The organism is Glycomyces sp. NPDC050141, assembly GCF_055586545.1.
The window spans coordinates 1-21,601 of record NZ_JBVJHZ010000020.1 but is presented as its reverse complement, the minus strand read 5'-3'; the positions used below and the strand labels follow the sequence as shown (position 1 = coordinate 21,601).

General features: G+C 68.7%; 24 protein-coding genes and 1 tRNA gene. 6 read left to right on the top strand and 19 right to left on the bottom strand.

The annotated features are described in order from the left end of the window. The 6 genes from rplT to ACZ60M_RS13720 all read right to left on the bottom strand — a co-directional run bounded on the left by rplT (position 1) and on the right by ACZ60M_RS13720 (position 2,945). Entirely contained in the window at positions 1–384 is a 384-nt protein-coding gene (rplT, locus tag ACZ60M_RS13745) for a 50S ribosomal protein L20 (RefSeq protein WP_465417939.1), read from the bottom strand. A gap of 52 nt (positions 385–436) precedes the next feature. Then, positions 437–631, bottom strand: coding sequence for a 50S ribosomal protein L35 (rpmI, locus tag ACZ60M_RS13740; protein ID WP_465417937.1), 195 nt, complete (start codon positions 629–631; stop codon positions 437–439). An 82-nt stretch (positions 632–713) separates the two neighbouring features. After that, positions 714–1,409 (bottom strand): translation initiation factor IF-3, encoded by a 696-nt coding sequence (gene infC / locus ACZ60M_RS13735; protein ID WP_465418060.1) that lies wholly within the window; start codon positions 1,407–1,409, stop codon positions 714–716. Positions 1,410–1,747: 338 nt separating this feature from the next. Beyond that, positions 1,748–2,215: a PH domain-containing protein gene (locus ACZ60M_RS13730; protein WP_465417935.1), complete on the bottom strand. Its 468-nt coding sequence runs from the start codon at positions 2,213–2,215 to the stop codon at positions 1,748–1,750. A gap of 32 nt (positions 2,216–2,247) precedes the next feature. Then, positions 2,248–2,643, bottom strand: a complete 396-nt coding sequence (locus ACZ60M_RS13725; RefSeq protein WP_112140276.1) for a hypothetical protein — start codon at positions 2,641–2,643, stop codon at positions 2,248–2,250. Beyond that, positions 2,640–2,945, bottom strand: coding sequence for a ribbon-helix-helix domain-containing protein (locus ACZ60M_RS13720; RefSeq protein ID WP_465417933.1), 306 nt, complete (start codon positions 2,943–2,945; stop codon positions 2,640–2,642). Before ACZ60M_RS13720 ends, ACZ60M_RS13725 begins: the two co-directional genes overlap by 4 nt. A gap of 121 nt (positions 2,946–3,066) precedes the next feature. Between ACZ60M_RS13720 and ACZ60M_RS13715 the strand changes: the two genes are divergently transcribed. The 5 genes from ACZ60M_RS13715 to ACZ60M_RS13695 all read left to right on the top strand — a co-directional run bounded on the left by ACZ60M_RS13715 (position 3,067) and on the right by ACZ60M_RS13695 (position 9,835). Continuing rightward, a complete protein-coding gene (locus ACZ60M_RS13715) occupies positions 3,067–4,554 on the top strand; it encodes an aminopeptidase P family protein (RefSeq protein WP_465417931.1) in 1,488 nt (495 codons plus the stop codon). 419 nt (positions 4,555–4,973) lie between these two features. Further along, complete coding sequence (gene acnA / locus ACZ60M_RS13710; protein ID WP_465418059.1) at positions 4,974–7,694, top strand: aconitate hydratase AcnA; 2,721 nt, start codon at positions 4,974–4,976, stop codon at positions 7,692–7,694. Positions 7,695–7,773: 79 nt separating this feature from the next. Then, entirely contained in the window at positions 7,774–8,166 is a 393-nt protein-coding gene (locus tag ACZ60M_RS13705; protein ID WP_465417929.1) for a VOC family protein, read from the top strand. Positions 8,167–8,246: 80 nt separating this feature from the next. Then, complete coding sequence (locus ACZ60M_RS13700; protein WP_465417927.1) at positions 8,247–8,705, top strand: DUF3291 domain-containing protein; 459 nt, start codon at positions 8,247–8,249, stop codon at positions 8,703–8,705. 53 nt (positions 8,706–8,758) lie between these two features. Beyond that, entirely contained in the window at positions 8,759–9,835 is a 1,077-nt protein-coding gene (locus ACZ60M_RS13695; protein ID WP_465418057.1) for an NAD(P)-binding domain-containing protein, read from the top strand. Here the strand turns inward: ACZ60M_RS13695 and ACZ60M_RS13690 are convergent. The 4 genes from ACZ60M_RS13690 to ACZ60M_RS13675 all read right to left on the bottom strand — a co-directional run bounded on the left by ACZ60M_RS13690 (position 9,786) and on the right by ACZ60M_RS13675 (position 13,943). Beyond that, positions 9,786–10,679: an endonuclease/exonuclease/phosphatase family protein gene (locus tag ACZ60M_RS13690; protein WP_465417925.1), complete on the bottom strand. Its 894-nt coding sequence runs from the start codon at positions 10,677–10,679 to the stop codon at positions 9,786–9,788. The genes ACZ60M_RS13695 and ACZ60M_RS13690 overlap by 50 nt on opposite strands. A 40-nt stretch (positions 10,680–10,719) precedes the next feature. Continuing rightward, positions 10,720–11,634 carry an endonuclease/exonuclease/phosphatase family protein gene (locus ACZ60M_RS13685; protein WP_465417923.1) on the bottom strand — a complete coding sequence of 305 codons (915 nt, stop codon included), beginning with the start codon at positions 11,632–11,634 and terminating at the stop codon, positions 10,720–10,722. Positions 11,635–11,966: 332 nt separating this feature from the next. After that, positions 11,967–13,133 (bottom strand): VLRF1 family aeRF1-type release factor, encoded by a 1,167-nt coding sequence (locus ACZ60M_RS13680; protein ID WP_465417921.1) that lies wholly within the window; start codon positions 13,131–13,133, stop codon positions 11,967–11,969. 93 nt (positions 13,134–13,226) lie between these two features. Then, a complete protein-coding gene (locus tag ACZ60M_RS13675; RefSeq protein ID WP_465417919.1) occupies positions 13,227–13,943 on the bottom strand; it encodes a DsbA family oxidoreductase in 717 nt (238 codons plus the stop codon). A 156-nt stretch (positions 13,944–14,099) separates the two neighbouring features. Here ACZ60M_RS13675 and ACZ60M_RS13670 point away from each other — a divergent pair. Then, positions 14,100–14,174 (top strand) — tRNA-Val (locus ACZ60M_RS13670). A 67-nt stretch (positions 14,175–14,241) separates the two neighbouring features. Here the strand turns inward: ACZ60M_RS13670 and ACZ60M_RS13665 are convergent. The 9 genes from ACZ60M_RS13665 to ACZ60M_RS13625 form a co-directional block, all read right to left on the bottom strand. Continuing rightward, complete coding sequence (locus ACZ60M_RS13665; RefSeq protein ID WP_465417917.1) at positions 14,242–15,456, bottom strand: site-specific integrase; 1,215 nt, start codon at positions 15,454–15,456, stop codon at positions 14,242–14,244. Positions 15,457–15,458: 2 nt separating this feature from the next. Beyond that, complete coding sequence (locus ACZ60M_RS13660; protein WP_465417916.1) at positions 15,459–15,701, bottom strand: helix-turn-helix domain-containing protein; 243 nt, start codon at positions 15,699–15,701, stop codon at positions 15,459–15,461. A 195-nt stretch (positions 15,702–15,896) separates the two neighbouring features. Then, positions 15,897–16,949 carry an AAA family ATPase gene (locus ACZ60M_RS13655; RefSeq protein ID WP_465417914.1) on the bottom strand — a complete coding sequence of 351 codons (1,053 nt, stop codon included), beginning with the start codon at positions 16,947–16,949 and terminating at the stop codon, positions 15,897–15,899. A 26-nt stretch (positions 16,950–16,975) separates the two neighbouring features. After that, a complete protein-coding gene (locus ACZ60M_RS13650) occupies positions 16,976–17,938 on the bottom strand; it encodes a bifunctional DNA primase/polymerase (protein ID WP_465417912.1) in 963 nt (320 codons plus the stop codon). A 410-nt stretch (positions 17,939–18,348) separates the two neighbouring features. Next, positions 18,349–18,543 (bottom strand): hypothetical protein, encoded by a 195-nt coding sequence (locus tag ACZ60M_RS13645; protein WP_465417910.1) that lies wholly within the window; start codon positions 18,541–18,543, stop codon positions 18,349–18,351. Between the two features lie 67 nt (positions 18,544–18,610). After that, positions 18,611–18,961, bottom strand: coding sequence for a hypothetical protein (locus tag ACZ60M_RS13640; protein ID WP_465417908.1), 351 nt, complete (start codon positions 18,959–18,961; stop codon positions 18,611–18,613). 40 nt (positions 18,962–19,001) lie between these two features. Beyond that, positions 19,002–19,187 carry a hypothetical protein gene (locus tag ACZ60M_RS13635; protein ID WP_465417906.1) on the bottom strand — a complete coding sequence of 62 codons (186 nt, stop codon included), beginning with the start codon at positions 19,185–19,187 and terminating at the stop codon, positions 19,002–19,004. A gap of 18 nt (positions 19,188–19,205) precedes the next feature. Then, positions 19,206–19,439 carry a hypothetical protein gene (locus tag ACZ60M_RS13630; RefSeq protein WP_465417904.1) on the bottom strand — a complete coding sequence of 78 codons (234 nt, stop codon included), beginning with the start codon at positions 19,437–19,439 and terminating at the stop codon, positions 19,206–19,208. After that, positions 19,432–21,462: a hypothetical protein gene (locus ACZ60M_RS13625; RefSeq protein WP_465417903.1), complete on the bottom strand. Its 2,031-nt coding sequence runs from the start codon at positions 21,460–21,462 to the stop codon at positions 19,432–19,434. Before ACZ60M_RS13625 ends, ACZ60M_RS13630 begins: the two co-directional genes overlap by 8 nt. Positions 21,463–21,601 lie beyond the last annotated feature (139 nt).

Here is a 21,601-nt window from a genome sequence, read left to right as displayed (position 1 = left end):
TTACTGCTCGACCGGAGCGTTGACGTCCGCGGGGAGGGCCTTGCGGGCTACCTCGACGAGGGCGGTGAACGCCGCCGCGTCGTTGACGGCCAGCTCGGCGAGGATCTTGCGGTCCACCTCGACCTCAGCGAGGGACAGGCCCTGCATGAAGCGGTTGTAGGTGATGCCGTTCGCGCGCGCGGCGGCGTTGATGCGGGTGATCCACAGCTTGCGGAACTCGCGCTTGCGGTTCTTGCGGTCGCGGTACGAGTACGTGTACGAGTGGAGCAGCTGCTCCTTGGCCTTGCGGTACAGGCGCGAGCGCTGCCCGCGGTAGCCCTTGGCCTCTTCGAGTACGACGCGGCGCTTCTTCTTGGCGTTCAGCGAACGCTTGACGCGTGCCACAGTTCAGTCTCCTTGCGTTTAAAGCGGATGGGAAGTCAAACGGAGTGCGGGCTTAGAGGCCCAGCATCTTCCGGACCTGCTTCTGGTCGGCGGGGGCAACCTCGTTGCGGCCCTGCGCCTTGCGCTTGAAGCGACCGCTCTTGTGCTCCATGAGGTGGTTCTTGCCGGCGCTGCGGCGCATCAGCTTGCCGGAGCCGGTCACCTTGAACCGCTTCTTGGCACCGCTGTGGGTCTTCATCTTCGGCATCGTGCTTCTCCTCTGTGTTCAATGCCGGTCGGGTGCGGGCGCGCGCTGGCGCCCGCTTCCGGCCGGTGCGTAGTGCTCGGGGTCAGGCCTCGGGCTGCTTCTCGGCAGGCTCCGCGGCGGGCGTCTCGGCGGGCGCGTCCGAAGACGGTTCCGCAGGAGCCTCCGAAGGTGCTTCCGCGGGCGTCTCGGCCGGAGCCGGGGCCTCGGTCGCTTCGGCCTGTTCGGCGTCGCCGCCGCGTCCGCCCTTACGGCCTCCGCCGCCGCTGGCCTTGACGATCTCGCCCTTGGGGCGGATCGGGGCGACGACCATGATCATGTTGCGGCCGTCCTGCTTGGCGGCCGATTCGATGATCGCGAGGTCGGCGAGCTCTTCCGCGAGCTTGTCCAGCAGGCGCCGGCCGAGCTCGGGGCGCGACTGCTCGCGACCGCGGAACATGATCGTGATCTTGACCTTGTCGCCGGCCGTGAGGAACCGCACGATGTGACCCTTTTTGGTCTCGTAGTCGTGCTTGTCGATCTTCGGCCGGAGCTTCATCTCTTTGATGACGGTCTGCTGCTGGTTGCGGCGCGACGCACGGGCCTTCTGAGCGGACTCGTACTTGTACTTGCCGTAGTCCATGAGCTTGCAGACCGGCGGACGGGCGGTGGGCGCGACTTCGACCAGGTCCAGGTCGACGTCGGCGGCCAGTTGCAGGGCTTTGTCGATCGACACGATGCCGACCTGTTCCCCTGCCGGGCCGACCAGGCGCACTTCCTTGGTCCGAATCTGGTCGTTAATGCGCAGATCGCTGATGGGGCCTCCTTGGTTCGCGATTCTCGCCGATGTCAACATCGGCGCCCCTGTGGCTGTTCCGGTCGTCGGGGCGGGAGCCCCGGCGGCTTGTCGTTGCAAGCGTGACCCAGCACAGGCCTCAGCGTGTGAGGTCCCCAAAAGAAAAGACCCCGGCAACAGCCAGGGTCCACTCCAAGGGCACGGCGATCATGTCGCCGTACGTGACCCGTTCACCTGTCGGACTCCCCGTGAGGGGTCCCGGCTGCGGGTGGGAGCTGGACTCCGCTTGCGGCACCGCTCGCCGTCCAGGACGGCTCGGTGCGATCGACACGCAATACTAGCACCTAGCTGCGGGACTGCTCGAAGAGCGCTCGCAGCTGTTTGATCGCCGCCACAGCCCGTTCCTTGTCGCTGACCTGGACGGCCATGATCGACATCTCGTCGTCGTCCGCGAGTTCCACGGTGGCCCAAGTCATCTTGTCCGTGAAGTTGATGGCGGTGACGACCTGCCACGGGAAGTAGCGCTTGGAGGCGACGTTGGTCACCTCGATGCCCTTCGCGTCGGCGCGGACGCGCAGGCGCAGGAAGCTGAGCGAGATCCCGGCGCCGACGACGCCGAGGCCGATCATGGCGGCCTGGTCGGGCCAGGTGATGGTGCCGCCCTCGAAGGTCTGGCTGCCGAGGGTGAAGGACAGGGCGGTGAACCCGCCGAACGCGATGACCGCGCCGATCCAGGCCCCGATGCGGGACTTGCGGGGCCGGTAGTCGATTTGACCGAGATCGCTCATGGTCTGCTCCTGCACGGTGGTCACGCCCACTCCTCCAGTGTCCTTCGGTTCGCGGCTCAAGGCAATTGGTCGATCTCGAGGCTCGAGTCGAATGCAAGCAGCGTCTTCGGCTCGCCCGTCACGATGGGCCAGCCGGGGCGGTTCAGGCCACACCAGGCGACGTGCCCGGCGGCGATGTTCCCGTGCTGGCGCGAGCGCGACAGCATGAGGCCGACGTCGCGCGCGGACTTCTGGTCGAGGTCCATGACGACGGTGACGGGCAGGCCGAGGAGCACGAGCAGGGCGTCGCGGTCGCGGCGGCGGGCCTGCGACCAGGCCTCGGCGAGCGCGCCGGAGGGGATCGCGAGGACCACGTTCTGCTCGAGGGCGGTGAAGACGACGGCCTGCGGATAGGGCATGGAGGTCGCGAAGCCGACGATGGCGGACACGTCCAGGATGCGGCCGCCGATCACGTATCGGCCTCTCCTTCTTTGCCCTCGACGCCGAGTTTCTCGCGGGCCCAGGCCAGGTGCTCGGCGCTGGGGGCGTGGCCCTTGCGCTCGAAGAGGTCCTGGAGGTCGGCGAGCGAGCGGTCCCGTTCGAGGCGTTCGGCGACGGCGGCGGCGACGTACTCGTCGACCGAGGACGCGCGGCCGACCGCGACGAGGCGGCGGATCTGCTCGAGCTGTGAGGCGGGGAGGGTGACGCCCGAACGCAGGGGCCCGGCCCCCGCACCGGCGGGAGGATTGAGCGACGAATTGGCGCGATCGGTCACGATTTCCAGGGTAGCGGTGGCTCAGGCGTTCGCACTAGCCGCCATCGGCTGCTCACGTCAGTAGTACGGTCGTGGTGAGGCACATCCACCTCAGCAGTCTTCATGTTCGGAAGGACCAGTCATGGCTGAGAAGAAGTCCGGCGAGCGGCCCCACGACCCGAAGTTCCCGGAGAAGTTCCTGAACTTCATGCGCACCGGCTGGGGCGCGACGGACCTGGACGTGGCCGAGTCGGCGCAGGCTGCTTACACGGCCCGCCGCCGCGAGGCCGTCTCCGCGGCCTTCCCGGGCGAGACGGTCGTCGTCCCCACGGGCGCCGAGAAGACCCGCTCGAACGACACCTTCTTCCGCTTCCGCGCGGGCTCGGACTTCGCGTGGCTCACCGGCGACCTCGACCCCGAGGGCGTGCTCGTGCTGCACCCGAATGGCTCCGGCCACGACGCGGTCCTGTACCGGCGCCCGCGCAAGGGCACCGACTCCGACGAGTTCTTCCGCTCCGCGAAATACGGCGAGCTGTGGATCGGCCGCAAGAGCTCCCTGCAGGAGACCAGCGTCGAACTGGGCGTCGAAGTGCGCGACGTGGAGCGGCTCGAAAGCGAGCTGGCGAGCGTCGAGCGCGGCAAGGCGCGCGTGCTGCGCGGCTTCGACGCGGGCGTGGACGCGTTCTTCGCGGCCGAGGAGCCGGGCAGGGACGCCGACGGCCGCCCGCAGCTGACCCGCGACGGCGAGCTCGCCGCGGTGCTGTCTGAGCTGCGCCTGGTCAAGGACGCCTGGGAGCTGGAGCAGCTGCAGGACGCCGTCGACATCACCGTGCGCGGCTTCGAGGACGTCGCGCGCATCCTGCCGTCGGGCGGGACGATCCCCGAGCGCACCTTGGAGGGCGTGTTCGGGCTGCGTTCGCGCCTGGAGGGCAACGGCCTGGGCTACGAGTCGATCGTGGGCGCGGGCTCGCACGCGACGACCCTGCACTGGACCACCAACGACGGCCGCACCGCGCCGGGCGAGCTGATCCTCATGGACATGGGCGTGGAGAACAACCACCTCTACACCGCCGACGTCACCCGGACCCTCCCGGTGAGCGGGCGGTTCACGCCGCTGCAGCGCGAGGTGTACGACATCGTGCACGCCTCGCAGCAGGCGGGCATGGACGTCATCAAGCCCGGCACGGAGTTCCAGGAGATCCACCAGACCTGCATGCGGGTGCTGGCCGAGGGCCTCAAGGGCCTCGGGGTCCTGCCGGGCTCGGTCGACGAGGCGCTGGACAAGGACTCGCTGATCTACCGCCGCTGGACCCTGCACGGCTTCGGCCACATGCTCGGCCTCGACGTGCACGACTGCGCGAACTCCCGCCCCGAGCACTACTACAAGGGCGCCGTGCAGGAGGACTACGTGCTCACTGTCGAGCCGGGCCTGTACTTCCAGGCCAACGACGAGCTGGTCCCCGAGGAGCTGCGCGGCGTCGGCATCCGCATCGAGGACGACGTGCGGGTCACCGCCGCGGGCTGCGAGAACCTCTCGGCCGGGCTGCCGCGCACGGCCGACGACGTGGAGACCTGGCTCGGCGAGCAGCGTGCGGCCGGACCTCGCCTGCCGACGCTTGCGGAGGCATAAATTTGCAGAGCTTGGCTGTATAAGACCTGGTAGCGACGGAGGTCACAGGGCCGGTGGAGGCCCTGTGAGCCCGGCGCGTATAGTCCGAATTAAGACTTATATCCACCGCACCGGGCCGGCGGCGGCGAGCATCACCGCACACCGACCGCCAGCCGCCGCCGGCCTTTAAAGCGCCAGATCCGGCCCGGATGCGACTCCCTCTTCAAAAGCCCTCCCCCGCAACGCATCGCGTGAGCGGGTACAGCCTTAGGCTCGGCTAAGAACCCCTCGCGAGACACCGGGTGATACAGTTGGACCCGTTAAATAAGACGGACGTACTGTTTAGAAGCGGATCCACTCTGCGCGACCTCGGCTCCCTGGCCTTGAGGTTGCGGCAGACTGAGACCGATCTTCAGTTCTGAAACCAAGGAGCTCTCATGGTGAGCACGGACTCCTTCGGCGCCCGCGAGACGCTGCGGGTCGGCGAACACGACTACGACATCTTCCGCATCGACAGAGTGGAAGGCCACGACCGCCTCCCCTACAGCCTCAAGGTCCTCCTCGAGAACCTGCTGCGCAACGAGGACGGCGCGGACATCACCGCCGACCACATCCGGGCGCTCGGCTCCTGGGACCCGGCCGCCAAGCCCAGCACCGAGATCCAGTTCACGCCCGCCCGCGTGATCATGCAGGACTTCACCGGCGTCCCCTGCGTCGTCGACCTCGCCACCATGCGCGAGGCCGTCCGCGACCTCGGCGGCGACCCGTCCAAGATCAACCCCCTCGCGCCCGCCGAGATGGTCATCGACCACTCCGTGATCGTCGACTTCTTCGGCAACCCCGACTCCTTCCAGCGCAACGTCGAGCGCGAGTACGAGCGCAACCGCGAGCGCTACCAGTTCCTGCGCTGGGGCCAGACCGCCTTCGACGAGTTCAAGGTCGTCCCGCCCGGCACCGGCATCGTCCACCAGGTCAACATCGAGCACCTGGCCCGCGTCGTCATGACCCGCGACGGCGTCGCCTACCCCGACACCTGCGTCGGCACCGACTCCCACACCACCATGGAGAACGGCATCGGCGTCCTCGGCTGGGGCGTCGGCGGCATCGAGGCCGAAGCGGCCATGCTCGGCCAGCCCATCTCCATGCTCATCCCGCGCGTCGTCGGCTTCAAGCTCTCCGGCGACCTCCCGGCCGGGACCACCGCCACCGACCTCGTGCTCACCATCACCGAGATGCTCCGCGACCACGGCGTCGTCGGCAAGTTCGTCGAGTTCTACGGCGAAGGCGTCACCTCCGTGCCCGTCGCCGACCGCTCCACCCTCGGCAACATGGCCCCCGAGTTCGGCTCCACCTGCGGCATCTTCCCGATCGACGAGCGCACCGTCGACTACCTGCGCCTCACCGGCCGCAGCGACGAGCAGATCGCCCTCGTCGAGGCCTACGCCAAGGCCCAGGGCATGTGGCACGACCCGTCGAAGGAAGCCGCGTACTCCGAGTACCTCGAGCTCGACCTCTCCACCGTCGTGCCCTCCATCGCCGGGCCCAAGCGCCCGCAGGACCGCATCCAGCTCGACCACGCCGGACACCAGTGGCGCCGCGACGTCGCCAACTACGTCCACGACGAAGCCGGCGAAGAGTCCTTCCCCGGCTCGGACGCCCCGGCCGAGAAGGCCAACGGCGCCCGCCCGCACAACCCGCAGACCGTCAAGACCGAGGCCGGCGAGTTCGAGCTCGACCACGGCGCCGTCGTGATCGCCGCGATCACCTCGTGCACCAACACCTCCAACCCGTACGTCATGGTCGGCGCGGGCCTCCTCGCCAAGAACGCCGTCGAGGCCGGCCTGCTCTCCAAGCCGTGGGTCAAGACCTCCCTCGCGCCGGGCTCGCAGGTCGTCACCGGCTACCTCACCCGCGCCGGGCTCTCCCCGTACCTCGACAAGCTCGGGTTCAACCTGGTCGGCTACGGCTGCACCACCTGCATCGGCAACTCCGGCCCGCTCCCCGAGGAGACCTCGGCCGCGGTCCAGGCCGGCGACCTCGCCGTCGCGGCGGTCCTCTCGGGCAACCGCAACTTCGAGGGCCGCATCAACCCCGACGTCAAGATGAACTACCTGGCGTCCCCGCCCCTGGTCGTCGCGTACGCGCTGGCCGGGACGATGGACCTCAACCTGACCACCGACGCGATCGGCAAGGGCAAGGACGGCCAGGACGTGTTCCTGCGCGACATCTGGCCCTCCGCCGAGGACATCCGCGAGGTCGTCGACGGCAACATCGGCCGCGACATGTTCCTCAAGGAGTACGCCTCGGTCTTCGACGGCGACGCGACCTGGCAGTCCCTGCCGATCCCGACCGGCAGCACCTTCGAGTGGGACGACGCCTCGACCTACGTGCGCAAGGCCCCCTACTTCGAGGGCATGCCCGCCACGCCGGGCGCCGTCGAGGACATCACGGGCGCCCGCGTCATGGCGAAGCTCGGGGACTCGGTCACGACCGACCACATCTCCCCCGCCGGGTCCATCAAGGCCGACTCGCCCGCGGGCGAGTACCTGAAGGGCCAGGGCGTGAGCCCGAAGGACTTCAACTCCTACGGCGCCCGCCGCGGCAACCACGAGGTCATGGTCCGCGGCACGTTCGCGAACATCCGCCTGCGCAACCAGCTCGCGCCGGGCACCGAGGGCGGCTGGACCCGCGACTTCACGCAGGCCGGCGGCCCCGTCTCGACGATCTACGACGCGGCCCAGAACTACGCCGCCGCCGGGACCCCGCTCGTGATCTTCGCGGGCAAGGAGTACGGCACCGGCTCCAGCCGCGACTGGGCTGCCAAGGGCACGCTGCTCCTGGGCGTCAAGGCCGTCATCACCGAGTCGTACGAGCGCATCCACCGCTCGAACCTCATCGGCATGGGCGTCCTGCCGCTCCAGTTCCCGGAGGGCGAGTCGCACCAGAGCCTCGGCCTGACCGGCGAGGAGACCGTCTCGATCTCGGGCGTCACCGCGATCAACGACGGCATCCCGGACACGGTCACCGTGACCGCGGTGAGCCCCGACGGCACCGAGACGGTCTTCGAGGCCGTGGTCCGCCTGGACACCCCGGGCGAGGCCGAGTACTACCGCAACGGCGGCATCCTCCAGTACGTCCTGCGCGGACTGCTGGCCCAGTAGCGCCATGAACGGATAGGAAGGGGCGGACCGGAAACGGTCCGCCCCTTTCCCGTTCCCACCCCTCGCAAAGGAGCGAACCATGAACGACCAGCGCGGCGCCTCGCCCTTCGGCTACGGCGTCCACCACGTGCAGCTCGCGATCCGCCCCGCCGGGGAGGCGGCCGCCCGCGCGTTCTATGTCGGGGTCCTCGGGATGACCGAGGTCGAGAAACCGCCGGAGCTGGCCAAGCGCGGCGGCCTGTGGCTGCGCACCGACGCCCTCGAACTGCACCTGGGTGTGGACGCGGGCCACGTGCCCTCCGTGAAGGCCCACCCCGGCATCCTCGTGTCGGACCTGGACGGGCTCGCCGCGCGCCTCGAAGCGGCCGGGCACCCGGTCGCGTGGGACGCGGACTTCCCCGGCTACCGGCGCTGCTATGCGCGGGACCCCTTCGGCAACCGGCTCGAATTCCTGACGCCGCTCGGGGACTGAGATCCCAGTCGACTGGGGTGCGACTGGGTTCCTGTTGCGGGCGTTGACGATGGGGGTGCGGCGCTGGCAGGCTTTCCGACATGACCGACGGATATGAACTGGCGCAGGTGAACATCGCCCGACTGCTCGCGCCGCTGCACACCCCGAAACTCCGCGGCTTCCTGGCGGGCCTGGAGAAAGTGAACGCGGCGGCCGACGCCGCCGAGGGCTTCGTCTGGCGGCTCGTCAGCGAGGACGGCACGGACGCGACCGACTTCCGCTTCTTCGGGGACGGCTGGCTGATCGTGAACATGTCGGTGTGGACCTCCCCGGACGCCCTGCACTCCTATGTGTACGGCGACGTGCACCGCGCGTACCTCCAGCGCCGCCGCGAGTGGTTCGAGCACCTGACCGACGCGTACACCGCGATGTGGTGGGTCCCGAAGGGCGAGCGGCCGACCATCGCCGAGGCCGAGGAGCGCCTGACGCTGCTGCGCGAGCACGGCCCCACTCCTGAGGCCTTCACGTTGAAGGAGAGGTTCGCCGCTCCGGAGGCGTGAACGGGCTCACCCCGCGGAATCGCCAGCGCCGCGGCACCGTTCCAGTAGAGGTGATTCACGAGGTCGAAGTCGTCGTCATCGGGGCCGGGCAGGCCGGGCTCTCGGCCGCCTACTTCCTGCGGCGCCGCTTCGAGCCGGAGACCGGGTTCGCGGTGCTCGACCACGCCCCGCACGCGGGCGGCGCGTGGCAGTTCCGCTGGCCGACGCTGACGTTCGCGACGGTGAACGGGGTCTACCGGCTGCCGGGCATGGACGTGCCCGAGCCCGACCCGTCCACGCCCGTGTCCGGTGTGATCTCCAATTACTTCTCGGACTACGAGCGCGAGTTCGACCTGCGGGTGCGCCGTCCCGTCTCGGTGAGCGCGGTGCGGTCGCTCCCGGACAAGCGGCTCGAGGTCGTCACCGACCAGGGCTCCTGGATCACCCGGGCGCTCATCAACGCGACCGGCACCTGGGAGCGCCCGTTCTGGCCCCGGTACGCCGGGCAGGACCGATTCAGCGGCCGCCAGCTGCACACGGCGCAGTACCGCGGTCCCTGGGAGTTCGAGGGTCGGCGCGTGGCCGTGGTCGGCGGCGGGATCTCCGGGATTCAGCACCTGCTGGAGATCGACCCGCTCGCTGCTTCGACGCACTGGCTCACGCGACGCGAACCGCAGTGGCGCGCAGGGGATTTCAACCCGGACCGGGGGCGCGAGGTGGTCGCGATGGTCGAGGAGCGGGTGCGGCGGGGACTGCGGCCGCAGTCGGTCATCTCGGTGACGGGCGTGCCGCTCACGCCCGAGATCCGGGCCGCGCGCGAGTCCGGGGTGCTCGAGCGGCTACCGATGTTCGACCGGATCACTCCTGAAGGTCTGAGCTGGGACGACGGGCGGTTCATCCCCGTCGACACGATTCTGTGGGCCACGGGGTTCCGGGCGGCGCTGGACCATCTCGCGCCGCTGCAACTGCGCGGGCCGGGCGGCGGGATCGTCATGGACGGGACCCGGGTGGCGGCCGATCCGCGCGTGCACCTGGCGGGCTACGGCCCGTCGGCGAGCACGGTGGGCGCGAACCGGGCCGGTCGGGCGGCGGTCGGCGAGATCAGGCAGTACCTCGGGTCGAAGGCCGCGCCCGCCGGGGCACGAGCCTGATCACGGCCTGCACGGGCCAGTGGTCGGACGGGGTGAGGCCGCCTTCGGTGTAGGCGTTCACGCCGATGCGGTGGACCTCGATGGCGCAGTCCCGGCTGGACCTGGCGAGTATCCAGTCCATGCGGGTCGGGCCTTCGCTCGGCTCGGGGCGCCAGCGGTTGAACGTGGCCCAGTTCGGGGTGACGTGCTCGGCGGCGTACTCCCAGGTGTCGGCGAGGCCGCCGCCGGTGAGCGCGCGGTAGGTCGCGGAGTCGGGGCCGCAGTTGAAGTCCCCGGCGACGATCACCGGGTCGAGGAAGCGCGCGACGGCGTGCAGGAGGATGCCGGCGCCTTTGCGGCGGGCCTTCTCGGAGCGGTGGTCGAAGTGGTTGTCGACCACGTAGAAGCGGTTGCCGGTGGCGCGGTCCTCGAGGTGGACCCAGGTGAGCATGCGGACGGTGCCGCTCCCCCAGTTGCGCGAGCCGATCACGTTGGGGCGCTTGGAGAGCCAGAGGTGGTCGTATTCGAGGGGGACGAGCCGGGCGGCGTCCCAGAAGATCGCGGTGGCCTCGCTGCGGGAGCCGCCCGCGCGGCCGAGGTGGACCCAGTCGTAGCCGTCGAGGTCCTCGCGGAGTTCGAGGAGCTGGCGGAAGCGGCCCTCCTGGGTGCAGATGACCGTGGGCAGCTCGTTCTCGAGGACGGCCTTGACGAGGGGGCGGCGCTTCCACCAGGAGTGCGGGGCGCGGCCGGAGGCGGATTTGAGGTTGTAGGTCATGACGTGCAGGAACGGCGGTTCTACGGGGCCCAGCAGCGGGTGGCTCCCGTCCGTTGCGCCCGGCGGGGCGGCGATCAGCGCGTCGTTCACCTTTTTAAAGTATCCGCGCTGCCGCCGCCCCGGAGTCCGTTTACGGGAGCTCGAGGAGCGCTTGCGCGGCCCAGTGGTCGGAGGGCGTGCGCCCGTCCTTGGAGTAGGTGTTCACGGCGGCGCTGAGGATGCGCACCTCGGGCGTGGTGAGGATCCAGTCGATGCGGCGGCCGGTCTCGGTGGGGACGGGGTCCCAGCCGTTCCAGGTCGCGTAGACGGGGGTGGCGGGCTCCTCGGCGGCGAGCATGGTGTCGACGAGGCCGCCGTCGGCGAGGATCTGGTAGGTCGGGGTCTCGGGGACCTGGTTGAAGTCGCCCGCGACGATGACCGGGGAGGTCCAGGGCGCGATGACGTCGAGGTTCATCTGCGCGCCCTTCTGCCGGGCGGGCTCGGACTGGTGGTCGAAGTGGTTGTTGACGACGTAGAAGTCCTTGCCGGTGCGCAGGTCCTGGAAGCGGACCCAGGTGAGCATGCGGACGACGTTGTTGCCCCAGCCCTTGGAGGCGATGAGCAGCGGGGTGTCGGAGAGCCACAGGTGGTCGTAGTCGAGGACCTTGAGGCGCTTGCGGTCCCAGAAGACCGCGGTGGCCTCGCTGCGGGAGCCGCCCATGCGGCCGAGGTGGATCCAGTCGTGGTCCTTGAGGTCTTCGAGGACGTCCTGGTTCTGGCCGTACAGGCCCTCCTGCGTGAGCAGGATCGTGGGGCGTTCGCGCTTGAGGACCGTGGCGACGAGGGGGCGGCGCTCGTCCCAGGTGCGGGGCGCGGGGTCGCCGCCCTCGTAGCGGAGGTTGAAGGAGAGGACGTGGAGCTGGTCGCCGCGGGCCTGGCCGATGAGGGGGCCGCCGAAGGCCTCTTCTGCCTGGGCCGCACCGGGGAAGGCGGTGGCGGCGAGGGTGGCGGCGCCGGCCGCGAGGCCGGCGCCGAGGACATTTCGTCTACTGAGGATGGTGGTCATGGGAACCTCTATATCTCAGGATGAAACCGGGTGGAGGGTAAGTGAACGACAAATGCCGCGTACCGACAACCCTCAAGCGGTGAACATGCCGTGAATGCACCTGGGCCCCATGCGAAACGCCCTCCTCGAAAAGAGGAGGGCGCGCGTTCATGCTCCTAAAGCGGCAGTGCCGCGGAGGCGGGGATGGTCCGCTTCGCCTCCGCGACCGGCTTCCGGCTCGACTCGCCGGACCCGGGTACGGCTCAGGGCCGCGGGAGGTGAGAAACCCGCGGCCCTGGATCGTACTGCCGGAGATAGGTTAGCATAACCTAACTTGATTGCTCAAGCGGTGTTCACCAGCGCAGGAACGCGCCGACGCCTCCCGCCTTCTCGTCGATCCCGACCCCGTCGCTGAGGATCGAGACCTGCGCGTCCGAGGCCAGCGCCATCTCGATCATCGCCTCGCCCAGCTGGGCGTCCGCGATGGCCGCGGCCAGCTCGGGCTCCCCTGGGGCGATCGAGTCGGCCAGGACCGTGCCGTCGGGGATGCGGCGGCCGCTCCACACCGAGTCGCGCTCGATGACGAGCCGGTCGACCCGGCCGCCCTGGAGCGCGTCGAGCACGGCCTCGGAGCCCGCGACGGTCTTGCGCGGGGACTCGGCGAAGTCGGTGGTCAGGCGCGTGTCCCGGGCCGCCCGCGCGGCCGCGACCTCGGGCGCGAGGGACTGCTGGATCTGCGCGGGAGTGGACTGGCTGAGCACCAGCTGCGAGGCCACGATCTCGGCCTTGAACCCGTTGCTGAGCGACTTGGAGGACGCCTCGACGAGTTCGGGTTCGCCGGTGATGACCAGCAGCTCCCAGCCGAAGGTCGCCACGTGCTCTTCAAGGGAGGAGTGGGCGGCGGCGAGGAATTTCTGCAGGTGCTCGGCGATGCGGTAGTCGAAGAGGTCGTGCTGGTTGTTCGACGTGGCGCCGTCGCGCCCGCCCCAGGCGCTGTGCGAGGCGCTGGGGCCGCGCATGATGCGCCATTCGGCGGTGTCGAGCTCGAAGTGGAGCCCGGAGACCTCCTCGCACTTGCCGAAGCGGCTGTCGAGGAGGCGCATGCCCTTGCCGTCGACGACGGCGATGCCGATCGGGGAGCCCTCGGCCCAGGCGCCGAACATCGGGGCGATGTGGGAGCGGGGGGCGAGGGCGACCCGGTCGGTCAGCGGCGTCTGCATCTCGACGTTGTAGGTCTGGCCGCTGGCGAGGCCGACGAACAGCGCGCGGCCGATCCCGGGCGCGCCGGGGCGGACGAGCTGCTCGAGGTCGAGCTTCATCTCCTCCAGGCGGCGGCCGAGCATGGAGCGCGTGCCGTTGTCGACGGATTCGAGCAGATGCTTCAGGCCCTGGTCGAGCCGGGTCTTCCAGGGCGGCTGTGAGCCTTCCTGCCGGGGGTCGGCGTTGACGTAGAGCGAGAGCACGCCGGTGTCGTCGCGCAGTTTCACCAGCCTGAGTTGTGTCTCGCGGTCCATCGGCATGGCTATCGCCTCCTCGATCGAGCGGAATTCGCCTCAGGATATTCCCGGAGGTGCCCGTTCGTGAAGGTTTCGCCAGTTGCGCCTGGAACGCTCTTAGAGCGCGCACCCGTCGGGGCCGCAGGCTTCCGCGTCCTCGGCGCCGCTGATCTGGGTGAGCGCCGGTCGCTTTTCGCCCCAAGCCTTCTCGAGGATCTCGGCGAACAGCTCGGTGGGCTGGGCGCCGGAGACGCCGTACTTCTCGTCGACGACGAAGAAGGGCACGCCGGTGGCGCCGAGCGCGGCGGCCTCGGCCTGGTCGGCGCGGACCGACTCGCGGTAGGCCTCGGGGTCGTCGAGCACGGCGAGGACCTCGTCCTTGCCGAGCCCGGCGGCGACGGACACCTCGATGACGCGGTCGCGTTCGAAGATCGAGGCCTCGTCGGCGAAGTTCGCGGCGTAGAAGGCCTTCCAGACCTCGGCTTCGATGCCCCGCTCGGAGGCGAGGTGCAGGAGCCGGTGCAGGTCGAAGGTGTTGCCGTGGTCGCGGCCCTCGGCCTGGTAGGCGAGGCCTTCGGCCTTGGCGAGGTCCTGGAGGCGGTACTCGCCGGCCTGGGCCTGCGCGGGACTCATGCCGTACTTCTTGACGAGCATGTCGACGACCGGCGCGGTGTCGCCCGGCTCGCGGTGCGGGTCGAGCTCGAAGGACCGGTGCCGGACCTCCACGTCCACCTTGCCGTCGAGCTGCTGCACGGCCTTGTCGAACCGGGCCTTGCCGACGTAGCACCACGGGCAGGCGATGTCGGACCAGATGTCAACGCGTAGTTTTTCCACGCAATGCCCAACACTTGAAGCTTCCACTGAATTCCGGGCTGTGCCCGACGCCTCTCCCCCGCCCACGATCCGGGACGCCCACCGCACCCGCCACGAGCGCCCGAGTCCCCGTTCAGGTACCCTTTCTCAGGCTCGGCGCGCTTCCGCGCGCCCTCCGGGTGCTTAGCTCAGCGGTAGAGCACCTCCCTTACAAGGAGGTGGTCACAGGTTCGATCCCTGTAGCACCCACCAGCCAAAACGGCCCGCAGCGGAATTCCGCTGCGGGCCGTTTGTCGCCATATCCGGGGCCATCCCGGTGCTATTCGTCCTTCAAGAAGTCCTTTCCGAAGACCCCGTCAAGGAGGTCGGTCCCCTTGGTGATGACCGGCCGCAACTGCTTGCGGTAAACCGTCCGCGTAGTGGAGGTCTTGACGTGACCGACAAGATCGGCGATCAACTCATCGGTCGCGCCTTGATCCGACATCCAGGAGACGAAGGTGTGTCGCAGCTCCCGGGGCGTCCACTCCCCTGCCACCTTCGCCTTGGTCACGATCGACCGGAAGAAGCGCCGCACGTTGCGCGCCTCCTTCACAGTGTCGTGCCGGGTACCGAAGACGTAGACGATGCCCTCATGCTTGTGCTTGTTGCGCTTGCGGTCCTCGATCTGCTTGACGCGGTGGTCTTCCAGGATCGTGAGCACGTATGAGGGCAGAGCGATCGTGCGGCGGCTCTTCTCAGTCTTGGTGTCGCCGTGAATGCGCACTGAGCGCCAGACCTCGACGTGTGGCGGCAGGTCGTCTCCGTGGATGCGCCCGCAGGAGCATCGCTCTCCCTTGATCGGATTGAGATGCGTGTGTTCCCATCGCAGCGGCCGAGCTTCCTCGGTGCGTACCCCGGTGAACATGGACAGCGCCACATACGCGTAGATCCAAGTCTCACTGCTCTTGCGGCACTCGCGCACGATCGCCTTGCCGTTCTCAAGGGTCAGCGCTTTGCTTGGACGCCCGGCCTTCCCTGCGGGCGCGTCACACAGTTCGGCAACGTTGCGCGCGACCTTGTTGCGCCGCTGGGCAAATCGAATCACGCGTCGCAGCGTCCCGAGGACCCGCCGAATGGTGCTCGTGGAGAGCTTCGTCGTCAGGGTCGACAGGAAGTCGTCGACATCATCGGCGGTGAGCCGCTTGAGCTTCGCCCGCCCGAGAGCAGGCACGATGTGGAGCTCGATCTCTTCGCGCCTCCTCTCGACGGTGTTCGCCTGCTGCGTCGGGAGCCCGCGCTTGAGCCAGTCGCTGCATGCCTGAGCGACGGTGTACTTGTCTCCCAGTTCGATGCCGCTGGCGTGGTCTTCCTTGAGCTCCTTGAAGGCGTTCCGCACCTCGGTCTTGGTGCGGCCTCGGACCTTCGGGCGGTTACGGCTGCCATCGGGCTTGTAGCCCAGGGAGATCTCGCCGATGAAGCAGTTCTCGGCGTCGCTCCAGTAGATGGTGCCTTCACCGTGGCTGGCCTTCTTACGTTGCGATGATGTGTCGCTCACGTCTAGTTCTCCTCGGTGCCTTCAGTGATGAGCAGGGTGCGGTACTCGATGAGGAACTCTGCGGGGATGCGGCGGGAGCGGCCGACCGTGACCGAACGCAGGCGGCAGCGGCGCAGCTCCTCGTAGATCCGGCTGCGCCCGATGCGCAGGATGCGTCCGGCTTCTTCAGGTGTGTAGAAGGGCATGACCGGGCCGTCTCCCGCGATAGCGTCGGCGGGCGTGGACTCGGAGTGGGTGTGTGCCATGCTGTGTTCTCAACTTTCTATTTGAGGGCTCCGGCGGGTTTGCGACTCGCGCCGGGGCCTTTTTCGTGTTCGGGGTCGTGCACCGCTTGCACCGCTTGCACCGTTTCGGATGGCCTCTGACCTGGGAAAGTTTCAAACGGTGCATCGTTGCCCTAGAAGGCGGTACAAGCGGCAGGCCTGAAACTTGTCGGGTTCCTACAACGGTGCGGGTAGGGGCTCCTGGTCGTCGTCGCCGAGGTTGGCGCGGTACTTGCCGCGGCCGGTCTTGGCGAAGCGTCCGCTCTTGTCGCGGTCGAGCGTCGACTTGACGGTGTTGGCTCGAATGCCTGTACCTGCGGCGATGTCGGTGGGCCCGGAGTCGGGGTGCTCCTTGAGCCAGGCCTCGATCACGTCAGCGGTCGTGGGCGGGCGGTCGGGCAGCTTGTCGAGAATTGTCCACTTGCCCTTCTTGGCGTCGAAGCGCGCGTTGTACGTGATCTCTTCGACATCGCGGCCAGTGATGCTCAGTGTCGCTTCACTGTCGTTCCTGCCGCGTTTGAAGGCGATGGTGGTGTCGGCTGCCCCGGCGATGCCGTTGGTGCCGGAGACTTCATCCAGGAAGTCGTCATCCTTCTTCTGCGTCTTTTTGTTGGTGTGGTGGATGACGATGATCGCGATCTCGTGGTCTTTGGCCAGGCTGGTGATGATGCCCATGGCGGCGTAGTCGGCGTCGTAGGCGTTGGACCCCCGATGCGGTTGGGGGCGAACCTTGGCGAGCACGTCGATGATGACCAGGCGCGCATCGGGATGCTGCTTGATCCAGTCCTCGATCTGCTCCTTCCCGCCTTGGTCGAGTGGGGGGCATTCGGTCTGGAACGTGACCCGCTTCGATGCCGGTGCGCCGTCGAGCACTTGCAGCATCCGGCGTTGCAGACGGGCGAAGCCGTCTTCGAGGGCGAGGTAGAGCACGTCGCCTTCCTCGACATCGATCTTGTTGAAGACCTTGCCTCCGGAGGCGATGGCAGTCGAGATGTCCATCATCGCGTAGGACTTTCCGGCCTTGGGCGGAGCGACGATGACCGAGACGCCTTGGCAGATCAGGTGCGGAACCGCCCACAGGATTGGTGGGTAAATGTTCGTCGCGAGCACGTCACCGGTAACGGATTCAGGCGCGGGCTTGAACGAGTCTTTGCGGTTGGGATCGGCTGAGCTGAAGCCCTGAAGCACAGGGTCATCGGGGTCCCATAGGTCGGTAATGGTGTCGACCACGAGATTCTCCTTCCTTACTGCGGTTGCTAGTTGGTGGATTCGGGCAGGTGGCGGGGGTTCTTCGCTCCGGCGGTCAGGCCGGAGGCGATGGTGCGGGCGGTCTCGTTCGCGCCCAAGCCCGCCGCGTGGGCGGCTTCGGTGAGCGCTTCGGTGGCTTCGTGCTCGGCGAGGTATCCGGCGGCGACGAGCTGCCCGAGGGCGACCGCAGCGGTGTAAAGGCGGTGGTTGCGGGTGCCTTCGGGTGCGGTGGCGACAGCCTGGGCCTCGCGGTTAACCGCCGAGGTGATGTAGGCGTTCAGGCGCGCGCTGCGGCGCCCGGCTTGGATGTGCCTGGCCGGGGCCAGGGTTCGCGGTGCGGGGCGTTCTGCGGGGCGCAGACGGGTCTGGAGCCATGCCGGGAGCGGCAAGGGGTCGAGCGTGCAGATCGGGGCGTAAGGCTTGCCGCCGATGATCGATCCGGGCGCGAGGACGTACCCGCCGTGCGAGCGGGTGTCGACGAGCGGGGCGAGGCCGCCGTTATTGCCTGCGGTGTTGCGGAACTCGGGGCCGTGCTCGGGGTGGGCGAAGTACAGGTGGAAGCCGCCCGAGGGGGTGGCCACGGTGAACGTCTGGCCGAACCCGGACTCACCACCTCCTACGGCTTCGGCGAGCTGGTCGTAGCCGACCGCGCCGGTGTAGAGCGACCCGTCCGCGTTGAAGCGCTGCTCGCCGCCTTTGGGGCGGTCGAGGTCGACGACGACGAGGTTCGAAGGGCCGCACGCGAGCCCGATGTTCGAGTTGTGGCGGCTCCACCACCAGTGGATACGGTCGGGGTCGACCGTGGCGCGCTGCTCCCACCGGTTCTTGACCTCGGGCTGCTTGGCGTCGTGGATGACGGGGAAGACGTGCCAGCCGCGCGCAGCGCATGCCAGAGCCGCCTCCAGCAGACGGTTGCGGACGGCGGGGCCGAGCAGTGCCGTATCGGGCGTGGCCACTTCAGCCTCAGCCATGGCTCGGTCGTCCTTCTTGGTGTGTCGCATTGCGTTGCAAGTCCTCTCTTCACTTTCCTTGTCGTGCAGAAATATCGCCCCTGGCCGGGTCGTGCCATATCGGACTGTTCTTGTCCGTTATGGATTGCTGGAAATGGTGCACCTCGTTGCGGCGAAAGGCAAGAAAGGTCACGCGACCTCGCCCAAAAACGCACCTGTCCGTTTTGGGATGGGTCGGTTTGTAACCCGGCACACCCCGATGATGGTGTCCACTGGCCACCTTCAGCTCCTGTTTTCCCTGGTCAGGAAGGTGACCGGGGGTGGTGTCCATCAAGGTTGAAAATGGTCGGTGTTTTCGCAGGTCAGGAGCTCATGATGGTGTCCACTGTTCACGTTGGGCCCGGCCCCGTGTTGGGGCCGGGCCGTGGTGGCTAGAAGCAGTCGGGGTCGAGTCCTGCGTTGAGCAGGCAGTCGAGGCAGTCGCCCTCAGTGCAGCAGTCGCCGGGTTCGTCGTCGCAGACGCACCGGTAGGGCCCGCCGCGGCGGAAGTCGCCGCCGCAGTTGTGGCAGGTCGAGCAGTCGGGCTTGCAGTCGATGGTGCAGGCGGTGTTGGTCGGTTCGGGCATGGCTGGTGTCCTCTCGATCGGTGGCGGGGCGGCGCCGAGAGCTGCGGCGTCGGTTGTGGTGCCGGGCTTACCGGCTGCCGAGGTTGTTGGAGATCTCGACGATCAGGGCTTCGATCTCGGCCTCCATGAGGTCGGCTTCGGCGTTGTGCCGCATCTGGTCGGCCTTCCGCCGGGCCTGCCAGGCGTCCCAGCGGTGCTGCTCGATGATGTCGGCGCATGCGACGATCCGGTCGAGCTTGGGGATGGCGGCCTTGCGGTCGCGGGCGGGGATGAGTTCGATGACTTCGGCGCGGGCCTTGGCCAGGCGCGGGCGTTCTTCGGCGGCGAACGCGTGGTTGCCGTTGACGACGGACTTGGCGATGACCTTGGCCTGCTGGGCGAGCCATTCGAGTCGGTGTCGGAGTTTGCGGCTGTCCATGGATGCTCCTTGCGTGAATGTCGTTGTCGGGCTTGTGGTGTCAGGCGGAGAGCTTGAAGATCCCCATGATGGTGAGGCTGCTCATGCGCATGTTCTTGCTGAGGAACGCGGCGACTTCGTCGACCGCTTGCTCGGAGTCGATCGGGTGGGCTCTGGTGACGTACGTGTTGCCGTAGGCGATCTGTGATCGGTGCATGTGGAGGTAGCTGACGAGGTACTTGTGCACGGGTGGCCTTCCGTTGCGCTAGTGCGGGTTCGGGCCGGAGTCGCTGGGGGCTGCGGCGGGTAGGTTGAGGTGTTTGAGCGCGAGGCGGGTGTGGCGGGCGGCGCGGCGCATGGCTCCGCGTTGGACGCCGGTGGGCCGCTGGCCTGCCCACCACGGGTAGCGGGCGGTGAGGGTGCGCATGGCCTCTTCGAGGTGGAACGTGGCCCTGGTGTGGATCTCGGTGAAGTCGGGTGCGATCGGGTCGTCAGGCATGGGTTTCCTTGTGGTCGTTGCTGGTGGCGGCGGCTTCGTAGCGGCCGTGGCCGGTCTTGCGGATGAGCGCGGGGTCGGCGGTGAGGGTCTCGAGGATGTTGAAGACCTGCCGTTCGGACAGGCCCAGGGCCTCGCGCAGCTTCACGGGCTGGTTGACGCCGCGCCGGATGAGGTCGAGGGCCTGGCGGGCGGTGTCGGTGAGAGCGGCTTCGGCCCCGGCGGCAGGGTCGAACTGGGCCCAGGCGGGGAAGTCGATGACCTGCCCGTAGTGGCCGCCGGTCTCCTCGGCGGCCGTGTCGGTCTCGCCGTGGTCGTGCTCGGCGGGTGCGATGCCGGCGCGGCTGGACTCGACGAGCGCGCGCATCGCGGCGAGCTGCATGGTGTCGGTGGCGTTCCGGTTGGTGTAGGCGGGTCCGGCGTTGGTGGCCGAGGCCAGGTCCAGGCGGGCGCGGTCGCTTTCGGGGATCTGGTCGAACCAGCGGATCGAGGCGCCGGAGTCGTCGCCGAGGTGGTAGGCGCGGAACGGCGCGGAGCGTCCGATCGCGCGGCCGTCGCCGCCGGTCGGCGCGGACCGGTACCCGTAGCCGGGGATGTCGGGCAGCTGGGTCGGGTCGATGCCTTTGGCGACGCCGCCGACGAGGTCTTTGGTGTTGCTCGTGGAGGTCTTGAGCATGATCAGGTTGGAGGAGATGATGTTGTTGCGCAGCGCTTCTTCGCCGAAGGTGTTCAGGTCGAGCTGCTGGTCGAGGCCGAGGATGCCCATGCCGACCTTGCGGCCGCGGCGGGCGATGTCGAGCAGGGCTTCGCGGATCTGCTTGTCCTTGCAGGCGGTGGAGAACTCGTCGACGACGATCAGCAGCGCCGGGCGGGCCGGTGAGGGCGTGAACCCGTCCCAGCCTTCAACGGCGTTCTCGGCCTTGCGGAACCGCATGACGCGCTGCGCGGACGCGAGCATGGTGCGGATGGCGCCCATGCCGCGGGCGCACCAGTCGGCGTTGGCCGACAGGGCCGAGGACGACGCGCCGTCTTCGGGGTCGCCGTACCAGATCACGGTGCGGCCGTCAGCGGTCAGGGAGTGGCAGATGATGTCGGCGATGCGGGACTTGCCCGAGCCTTTCTGGCCGACGACGAACCCGCCGTGGAAGGTGTTGGGGTCGAACACCCGCCAGTTCGCGGTGCCGTCGCCGTCGGTGTGGGGGCCGAGGCGGATCTGCTCGGTCGCGCGGTCGAAGGTCGACCCGGTGTAGGGCACGGTGTCGCCGATCGGGCGGCCGGTGACCACGGTCAGGCGTCCCAGGGAGGCGTCTTCGAAGTCGGGGTGGTCTTCGATGATCACCTTGGGCACCAAGGTGTTCAAGCCCGAGGCGATCCTCGGCGCGGCGTTGACCGCGTCGGACAGCGTCTGCGTGCCGGGCACCAGTTGCAGGCCGAAGACCAGGGTGTGCTCGGTCTCGGTCTCCAAGGCCAGGACCGTGCCCGCCAGGACCCCGCTGGGCTTGCCGATCCGCTCGGCCCACTTCGCGACCAGCTGCTCGGCCGGGCCCGGCTGGGGTTCCGGCTCGGGTTCGGGTTCGACGATCTCGCCTTCGAGGACCTCAGGCTCGGGGACGGCGTTCGGGTCGGGGTTGGCCAGACGCCGTGGCGCCCACCAGGGCCAGGACACCGGGAGCCACACGGTGACGCCGACAGCGGCGGTGACCAGGGACGGTCCGGTGGTGATCCACACCAGCGACCAGACGGTAGCGAGTGCGAGGGCGGCCAGGGCGGCGAGGACGCGGGTGCGGGGCCAGGAGCGGGCCTTCGCGGCGATCGCGATACCAACGGCGGCAACGGCAGTAGCGGCCACAGTGGCGGCGATGACCAGGCCGAGCAGCCCGGCGAAGGCCGCCATGGCCCACGCGATGGTGGCTTCGGTGGCCACGGCGGCGGCCAGCAGGTGCGGCAGCGTCTGCGCGCGGACAGGACTGGCAGCGGCTTCGGTGGCGAGGAAGCGCCCCTGGGCGTCACGGCTGAGAGTGGTCACGGCCGGGTTCTCCTTTCAACATGGGGTGGTGGGGGGGGGGGGGGGGGGGGGGGGGGGGGGGGGGGGGGGGGGGGGGGGGGGGGGGGGGGGGGGGGGAGGTGGAGGGGGGGGGGGGGGGGGGGGGGGGGGCGGGGGCGGG